Origin of the sequence: Calothrix rhizosoleniae SC01, from assembly GCF_900185595.1 — a bacterium.
GTDB lineage: Bacteria > Cyanobacteriota > Cyanobacteriia > Cyanobacteriales > Nostocaceae > Calothrix_A > Calothrix_A rhizosoleniae.
Map to the genome: position 1 here is coordinate 1 of NZ_FYBH01000243.1, position 9,161 is coordinate 9,161.

The following is a 9,161-nucleotide window of genomic DNA, read 5'->3' on the forward strand; positions in this document are numbered from 1 at the left end:
CCAAGCTTCATGTTTGTCAGGTTTAATAGCCACCGCTTTATCATAGGATGCGATCGCTTCTTCATTTCTTCCTAAATCATCTAGAGCAATACCCCGGTTGTACCAAGCTTGGTGATAGTCAGGTTTAATCGCCACAGCTTTATCATAGGATGCGATCGCTTCTTCATATCTTCCTAAATTACCTAGAGCAATACCCCGGCTGTACCAAGCATCTTGATAGTCAGGTTTAATAGCAAGGGCTTTATCCCAAGATGCGATAGCTTCGCTGAACTTCGTTAACGCTTCTTCATATCTTCCTAAATTACCTAGAGCAATACCCCGGTTGTACCAAGCTTGGTGATAGTCAGGTTTAATTGCCAGTACTTTATCATAGGATACGAGCGCTGCTATATAATCTTCATCAGCATGAGATAAAAGTCCCAGTTCAAAGAATAACTCTGATTTCCGGCTTGGTGTTTGATATTCTTGTGCAATTAATTCTTGAATTTTGATTATTTCTTTAGTTCTGGCTTCCGGAGTCCAACTGAGATATTTTTTATAACTCCCTTCTTGAATCACACGAGATGATTCTTGCTCTAAACTTTCTAAATCTGTGGGAAACTCAAAGGAACCAGAACGCCAGTCAAAAAAATCGGGAGCGCGTTGGATAAAATATTTAATTCCAAATAGGGGTAAGAGGAAAACAAAGCAGATATTAAAGTTATCTTTAAACCTTTCCCGTTGTTGGTTCAGGTTCATTAACACTGGTGGTACACTTTTCCAACTGTAGGAATAAACATCTTTACTAAGCCAATCAACTAACCTTTTAGACTCCTCGTAGGCATAAAATGAAGACTCCAACCCAGTAATAAATAAAATATCAATATTGTCTCGGTTTTCTAATTTCTCAATTCGCTCATATAAATTATCAACGGGTTCTTGCAACCGCAAAACCTGAATATTTTTATCCCTAATTTCTCCTTGAACCTTGTTAATTAACTCTTCCCCTTTACTGGGAGAGCAACGAACAAACAACAAACCAAAACCATCCGTCCATTGGAGAGTGCGGACTAAGGCTTGATATTCTTCCTCTGGTTCCGGTGGTAAATCTTTATCCCAATCCGTTAGTTCTAGGCTCATAATCACGGTTGGTTGGGTGACATGGTAAGGTGGGCAATGCCCACCCTACTTTATCGCTGCATAGGCATTTTGAAATTCCTTAATCCCCTTAATCAAGGGATGAATATCATACCAACATTGAATCTCTTCTTGCTCATTGATATAACGATATTCTAAAATACAACGCTGAAACAACAAATTGCGGTACAAATCATCATTTTCGATCTGCTTAGTTTGATAAACCTTTGCCAATGCTTCCCATTCATTAGCATAAACCGTATTCCGGTAGGTATTGCGGGCTTCGCTAATGGAACGCTGTAAGGCTTTATTGCCAATGGGGAGGGTATCAGTGTACTTTACCGCTTCTTTCATTAACAGTAACAAATTTCGTACATGACCCCCACTCATTAAGCACAATTGCTGTAATCCTTCTTGTTCCTGGAACATATCCACAATGGACATTTCATCCTTCACACGCTTAATACGTTTTTGCAGGACTTCTGTAATTTTATCAATACCCCTTTGGAAAGGCTGATTATCAGGGGTTTGCACCATAATCATGGGTAAAACTTGAGCATCCGCACCATAAGTATCTCGTAAATCCGTAGCCCGGTTAGAATAAACCATAGAAATTGGTACGGTGTAAACTATATGACAATCTAAAGCCTTGAGTTGTTCGCTACGATCTATAAAAATTTGGTCATGATTGGTACGTCCATCTTCTTGGGGTACGGGGACAATCCTATCTAAGTTATCAGCAATAACTACTACTTGCTCGTATCCCTCTGGTAACTTCTTTTTCCCATCCTTGATAAATTCATTCAACGCCTCAATCAAAGTTACTGTATGGGGGTTGATTAACTGGCGAATTTTGTGACGTTGGGTAGGTTCGGTTCTCAGGTTGGCTGTTATCTTGGCGAATTGAGCAATTTGCAAATCTACACTCAACTTATCAAAAGACACCTCAGCCAGTGCTAAATCTTTTAAATCTTGCCAACGGGATTTTAACCAATTTAACAAAGGTGCGGGGTTTGCGCCTTTTAAAGCTTCGAGTAAATGTCGGGTACAAGCCAGGAGAATATCAGTATATTGAGCGTCTTCTGGTTCAATATCCTGTTCGTCAGCAGCGAAATAAACTACAAAAAAGCCCCTTTCATCCAAGTACTTTTGCAGACGAAATAATTCCGTAGATTTACCAGCTCCACGATGACCAGCATACAATTGAGTAGTCATCCTCTCAGAATATAATATATCCCTCCCCACCTCCACCAAAATATCCCCATCTCCCCGCACTTCCCGACAATCAACATAAGCCGGATCATCTGCGGGTAAAGGTTGAAAGGGGTCGAAAGAGTTGTATATTTGCCGTAAAAACTTAAAATCTCCAGCCATCAGCGTGATTCCCCGACCATATTTCAGTCAGCAATTTATATCAATCATCGAAAAACACATAACCCCGTAGGGGCACGGCATCGACATGATAACTTAAGGAACGAGAAAAATGAACCACGCCGTGCCCATATCCTTGATACCATTGAAAAATCACCAGTCTTTTTGTTTATAAACATCGAATAGTCAGCGATTTATTATTTATATCAATCATCGAAAAACACATAACCCCGTAGGGGCACGGCATCGACATGATAACTTAAGGAACGAGAAAAATGAACCACGCCGTGCCCATATCCTTGATACCATTGAAAAATTACCAGTCTTTTTGTTTATAAACATCGAATCAGGAAGGGCACGGCGTGGTTAAGATTATTGCATATGTAAAGAATATCTTGGATGCCGTGCCCCTACAATCAATTTATTGTTCAATATCTCTATTGTGAACACACCCCGTCAATTACGACTGCGCTCTTTCCCCATAACGCAACAAGGGCAGGGCGTGGTTAAGATTATTGCATATGTAAAGAATATCTTGGATGCCGTGCCCCTACAATCAATTTATTGTTCAAGATCTCTATGTGAACACACCCCGTCAATTACGAGATTGCGCCCTTTCCCCGTAACGCAACAACTTTTCTATTGCAATCAACCGATTTTCCCACACCTTGACTTGATAGGGATTCTTTTCACCATGTACCCGCATCCAAATCCGGAATCGAGATTGAAAACGAGCTAAGGTAGCTCTAGCTGCAACTATATAGCTCGATTTCGGTTCTGCGGCTAATTTATTCAAAATACTGTCCAAGCTCTTTGCCTGGGATTTAAATGTTGATAAGGTATTTTCATCTAAGTTTAGCTGTTTTTTACCCTCTACCAATTGCCATTCTCTCTGCAAAGCATCATAGCGAATGGCTGCGGTTTTAAAAGGTTGACGATAAGCAATAGGTTCAGTTTTACTTCTCACAACTTGACCTTGGGTGCTGCTAAAAACTTTGTGTAATTCGTTGTGTAAGTTCTCCGCCGCAAATAGAGCATAACCATTCACAGGTAAATCTCTGATTAACTGAATTTGATCCACTGCTCCCAAGGTAGGTAAGGAAAGTAAACGAATCCCTGGCACTAATAAACTAGAACCTAATTTACTCGCAGCAATCCAAGGTTGAGCTAGTCGCTGAAAACGGATGGTATCTAGGGCATAAGTCATGGGTACAATCATGTCTACATCACCCCGTTTTGCCCATACTTCCCAATCCTGTTGCAATTTTTGAATCCGTTCCCGTTCTGGTAAGGGGAACACAGCAGCAGATAAAATTAATTTGGGATTTTTCTTCCGTAGTCTTTGCGAGACTTGAGCAACGAAATTGTCAACTTGCTGGGTGCGAAATTCTGTCCATTTTTGCCACATTCCCCTCTGACTGGGGGTAATATTAATCGGATCGACCCCTGTTAACTGTCTAAATTTAGACCGGGATGCCGCACCATATCCGTAGGTTTGCCCCCTAGCTGGATCTTGGAAGGGATAGCGGATGTAATCTAGTTGCAGACCATCCACTTCATACCGGGTGACTATCTCTTCATAGAGGTCGAGCAAATACCTTTGTACTTGGGGATTTGCTGGGTCAAAAAATGGCTTTTTCTTCCCTTGAGGTATCATTCTACCTTGGCGATCGCGGTTTCCCCAAGTTGGATTAGCTGCTAATACTGGCCCTGGATAGTTACTGGGGAGATTCAGTAGTTTATTATGGTTGCGATTACCTGCGGCAAATACCCATACCCAAGCGTGTAATTCCATACCCCTAGCTTTAGCTAGCTTTACTGCTGCTGCTAGGGGATCCCAACCGCGAATCAATGGGTTAGATTGGGGTGCAACTTTACTGGGATAAATGGTGTAACTAGAATTTAAGGTTTCAAAAAATACTGTGTTAATTCCAGATTGTGCCATGCGATCGAATATCTTGGCTAATCCTTCCTCGCTACCAGCACGGACTATAGTTCCTCTATCCAACCACATGGCCCGAATTTCTGGCTGTGCTAACCGGCGATCGATGGGAAATTCTCGCAATAAGGCAACTTTCGCATTTAACCACTGTTGGCGAGCTTGGGCATATCTTCGTTGCGCGACTAATTGGGGCAAACTATTGGCTATTTGCTTGGCTCTAACTAAGGTTTTCTGGGTGTTATTTGGTATGACTCCAGGTTTAACACTGGCAAATCCCACGGGCTGTGCTTTACTATAAATGGGATTATTAGCGATCGTTCCAGAGTTGGCAGTGAGAGCCGCTAGGTGGGAGCTTTCTACCCTACCAATTAAACTTTTCAACTCTTGCTGGAGAATAAAAGCTTCCCGGCGGCTCAGTGGTTTCCGGGAATTGGGACGTACATCCACACCCAAATTCTCTTGCAAACGGTCAATATCATCTTCAGACTTGAAAATAGGAGCAGAGGGAATTGCTCTGGGTGTGGGAGCAATTGCTGTTTTTTTGGGAACAATGGAACCAGAATTAGTCGATACAGGAACATTTTTTTTCTCTGGTTTGCTCCGGCTAACTTTATCTACCCTGGTTTGTCTTGATTGTGATGGCTGGTTGCTCTGCTGCTGAGAAGAACCAGGTAATTTGGCAATGGAGGTAGAACATTTTGTATCAGCCCCTGCAACCTTCCTAGCAGCAGTTTTACCCCGAATGCGATAACGTTTGAGAGTAGCTTTTAACCATGCAGTATCTAAATCTACAGCTGCTACCTTATCTACCCCCCAACGCCAGCCAAAGAAAGTAGAACGGGGAGTTGCTACAACCGCAGCAGAATTGCTTTGAGAGTTCCAGACAGCAGCCGTTGCTCCTGTGACATCATTAGGAACAACAACACCACCCCTAACTTGACCAAATAACTCACTACTATTTGCCCATCTTTGGGTCTTAGCTGGCGATGGCTTTAATTCTTGAGGCTGATTCAGACTAAATCCCCAATAAGCACCCAATAGGGATTGCATTAATTGCCTTACTCCTGGAGATGATAAACTACTTACCGGGCCACTCGCAATTAACCGCCCTCCATTACCCATCCATTCTTCTAAAGCAATTGCCTGAGTTGCATTTAATACCTCTACATTCGGTAAAAATAGCACTGTGCGATCGCCCCAATCAGCCATACTCCTAACCTGATTCAGGGGAATTACACAATATTTCACACCAGCCGCTTGCAAGCGTTTGCTAATTCCTTGCCACTGCTGAGTATTTTCGGGGGTTTGAACAATACTTAATACGGGTTGGTTATCTGTTGCTGATACAGGTACAATGTGGCAAAAACCAAAAAGTAAAAACTGTAACTTAAAAATTAAACACCCTACTTTCTGTAGCTTTGATGTTTTATTTTTACTATCGTTTTTTCTGATTGCCACTATGATCTCCTAAATTGCCGTTCCATTTCAATTTTCAAGTTTTGTAAATTATTATATTTTTTATTTTATTTTTGTAACTAAACAAAATTTCGATTTAAATAACTAATTTTATGATTTATCTTTATGATACAACTATGGGAGAAATACAGGTTTTGATAAATTCTTCCACCCCGGCGATGGGAAATATTTGCGTATGCAATTGATGGGATACTTGTGCAACACTGATATCATCTAAAAATACCAATTCTCCATGTTTGAGCATTACTGTTGGTAATAAGATTCCTGCTCCTAAATTTTGCCCCTTGAGCTTAGTAATTAAATCGTGACCAGTAAGTAAACCAGTAACTGTTATACTCTGTCCCCAATAATCACTAGATAGGGCACACATCCCCACCTCTAAACCAGAAACCTGATTCAAGCGTTGCAAGATGGGTTGAAATGCCCTTTCTACAGCATTACCCACTACCCAAGTGAATTTACGGGGTGGTACTTTTGCAGGCAATAATTGATTGGCAACATCTATAAATTGTTTGATAAACAACTGAATAGAACCAACACCATTATCAATTTGGGGATAGTCTTCATATTCAGATTCACATGGTAAATCCTCCCCTGCAATTAAGAACCATTCATCCGCTAACCAAACAAAGGTAGAATAAAATTTTTGGCGAAATTCCTCTTGCAGCGATCGCACTTGGGAAATTACTTCTCGAGCTTTTTCCCTAGTCACAGGTATTAATTCATCCTCTTGAGGACGAAACTTAGTTAACCCCACTGGGACCACTGCCACCGATGCTACCGCAGGCACTTCACCTGGATGAAAGGACGCTAAATCACGTAGACTTTGTTCCAAGTGAATGCCATCATTAATGCCAGGACACAAGACTATTTGTGCGTGAATTTGCAGCCGTCGTGATTGAAACCACTCCAATTGAGACAAAATTTGAGCAGCACGGGGATTTTTCAACAATCTGGTACGGACTTCTGGTTCTGTAGCATGAACTGAAACATACAAAGGAGACAGACGCATTTGCTCAATGCGTTGCCATTCCTTTTCCGTTAAATTAGTTAGGGTAAGATAGGAGCCATATAAAAAGCTGAGTCGGTAATCATCATCCTTGAGATACAAACTTTCTCGCTTTCCTGGTGGTTGTTGATCGATAAAACAAAACGGACAGCGGTTATTACATTGAATTAAACCGTCAAACAAGGCTGTTTCAAATTCCAACCCCAGGTCATCATCATAGTCCTTCTCAATCTCTATGTGATGGGTTTTACCAGCTTCATCTAACACCTCTAGTTCCAAAATTTCATCAGCACAAAGAAACTGATAATCAATTAAATCCCGTGGCTGGCTACCATTAATACTGACAATGGCATCTCCAGAAGTGAATCCAACTTCAGCAGCGATTGAATCTGGTAGTACTTGAGTAATGCGAGCAGGGCGAATCATGGGAGAAGGGAGGAAGTGAAAGAGGGAGGGAGTGAGGGAGAGAAGGAGTGAGGGAGTATTACTCCCTTCAGTAGTGTAAGATTACTTATTTTCTTTTGCTTTTTCTTCTTCCCTTGCGTTCTTTGCGTCTTTGTGGTTACTTCAATCAGTATTCTTCTGGCAGAAAGAGAGTAATTAGGAATTAACCAGTAGTTGTGTACCAATTGCACCTAAAATTAAGACACCAAATATAAGTCGATACCAAACAAATATCCATATACTTCTGGTTTGGAGAAAGCGCAGTAACCAATCAATTGCTAGGTAGGAAAATATAGCTGATGAAATTACTCCAGCTATTAGAGTTGCTATGCCAGCATCTCCTACTCCTATATCTAACAGATCTTTGAGTTCTACTAAGCCTGCGAGGGTAATTGCAGGAATCCCCAACAAAAATGAAAAACGAGCAGCCGTTTCTCTTTCTAAACCAATAAATAATCCCCCAGTTAAAGTTGAACCAGAACGGGAAACTCCTGGAACTAGAGCCAAAGCTTGAGCTAGGCCCATGAGTATACCATCTTTCATACCCAGTTTTTCAAAATTGCGCTGACGTTGACCCATTTGTTCTGCTAATCCCATTAATAAGGACATAAAAATGGATGCGATCGCAATTGTTGCCATACTCCGCAAGTTAGCATCATAAAACTGAGCAAAAAACTTTTTAATTAATAATCCTAAAAATACAATGGGGAGAGTGCCAATGGCAATTCCTAGGGCAATGCGAAAGTTATTGTCTTGATAGTCAGAGCGAGCTATTGCACCCCCAGCCCCTTTAATCACTTCCACCAACAAACCCCAAAAATACCAGAGGATGGCAGCAATACTACCCAACTGAATCACAGCAGTAAATGCTACCCCAGGATCTCCCCAGCCCAACATCACTGGTACTGCTTTTAAATGAGCGGTGCTGCTAATGGGCAAAAATTCCGTGGCTCCTTGCACAAAACCAAGAAATATGGCTTGCCACACATTCATTTGAACAGCAGTATTTGTTGTAACATCTGTTTGGCTGAAAGCTGGTATGGGTGATGTTGCGACAGATATCACAGTAGACATTGCTGTTAAAAGTAAGAATAATTGACGCTTTGATATAACCATTTATTTGCAAATCTCAATAACAAGGAATAATAAAGGGATAGTAGTAAATTTTACATCTTATCGTGTACTTAGCCAGTAATAGCTACGTCGAATATTGACCTAAACTCCGAGAGAAGACTCCCGCTACACCAGAACGGTTCCAAGGGTTGCGCGAAGGCAGTGAGAGAATGTCATTTCAGTTATCAGTTAGCCTCCTGGATCGGAGCTGCGCTAACAGTTACCCCATCGATAAATCCAGGGGCTTGTATCCAGTCTATTTTTTGGTCAATAACAACATTTTGCAGTAACTTATTCGACACCGCCAACTTGTCGCAAAATCCAACAATAATTAAGCGCTAAAAACCTTATAATTTATTATTTTTAGCCTGTTATTTCTGCTTTTTTAGATAAAAAATGTGGTAGAACAAATACAATAAATTGTAAATATTATCTGATACTTTTTGTTAAGCTAAATAACAATAATTCCACCCTAAAAACAATTAATTTGAGTGTGGTACAAATCATATGGTAGGATACTCTCGCATTCAAACTCAAAACATAAAAAATAATGTACAATACAATTTCTTCAGTAGAATCAACTAAAAACAAATATAATAGTATTACTGATTACTACGACCTTTTAATGACCCAAGGCTATTACGATTATCAAACAATGGCTGAAGTAGTATCTTCCCTGATAAGTAGGTT

At 40.8% G+C, this 9,161-nt stretch carries 5 protein-coding genes; all 5 read right to left on the bottom strand.

Annotation, left to right across the window (positions count from 1 at the left end; genetic code table 11):
- Window positions 1–1,119 (bottom strand): tetratricopeptide repeat protein (locus tag CALSC_RS14515; RefSeq protein WP_088242041.1); only part of this gene is annotated, 1,119 nt, incomplete at its 3' end.
- A 45-nt stretch (window positions 1,120–1,164) separates the two neighbouring features.
- Window positions 1,165–2,490 (bottom strand): P-loop NTPase family protein, encoded by a 1,326-nt coding sequence (locus CALSC_RS14520; protein WP_088242037.1) that lies wholly within the window; start codon window positions 2,488–2,490, stop codon window positions 1,165–1,167.
- Between the two features lie 592 nt (window positions 2,491–3,082).
- Window positions 3,083–5,890: a glycoside hydrolase family 10 protein gene (locus tag CALSC_RS14525; RefSeq protein ID WP_088242038.1), complete on the bottom strand. Its 2,808-nt coding sequence runs from the start codon at window positions 5,888–5,890 to the stop codon at window positions 3,083–3,085.
- A gap of 118 nt (window positions 5,891–6,008) precedes the next feature.
- Entirely contained in the window at window positions 6,009–7,340 is a 1,332-nt protein-coding gene (locus CALSC_RS14530) for a TIGR03279 family radical SAM protein (RefSeq protein WP_088242039.1), read from the bottom strand.
- A 174-nt stretch (window positions 7,341–7,514) separates the two neighbouring features.
- On the bottom strand, window positions 7,515–8,474 hold the full coding sequence (locus CALSC_RS14535) for an undecaprenyl-diphosphate phosphatase (RefSeq protein WP_088242040.1): 960 nt from the start codon (window positions 8,472–8,474) through the stop codon (window positions 7,515–7,517).
- Window positions 8,475–9,161 lie beyond the last annotated feature (687 nt).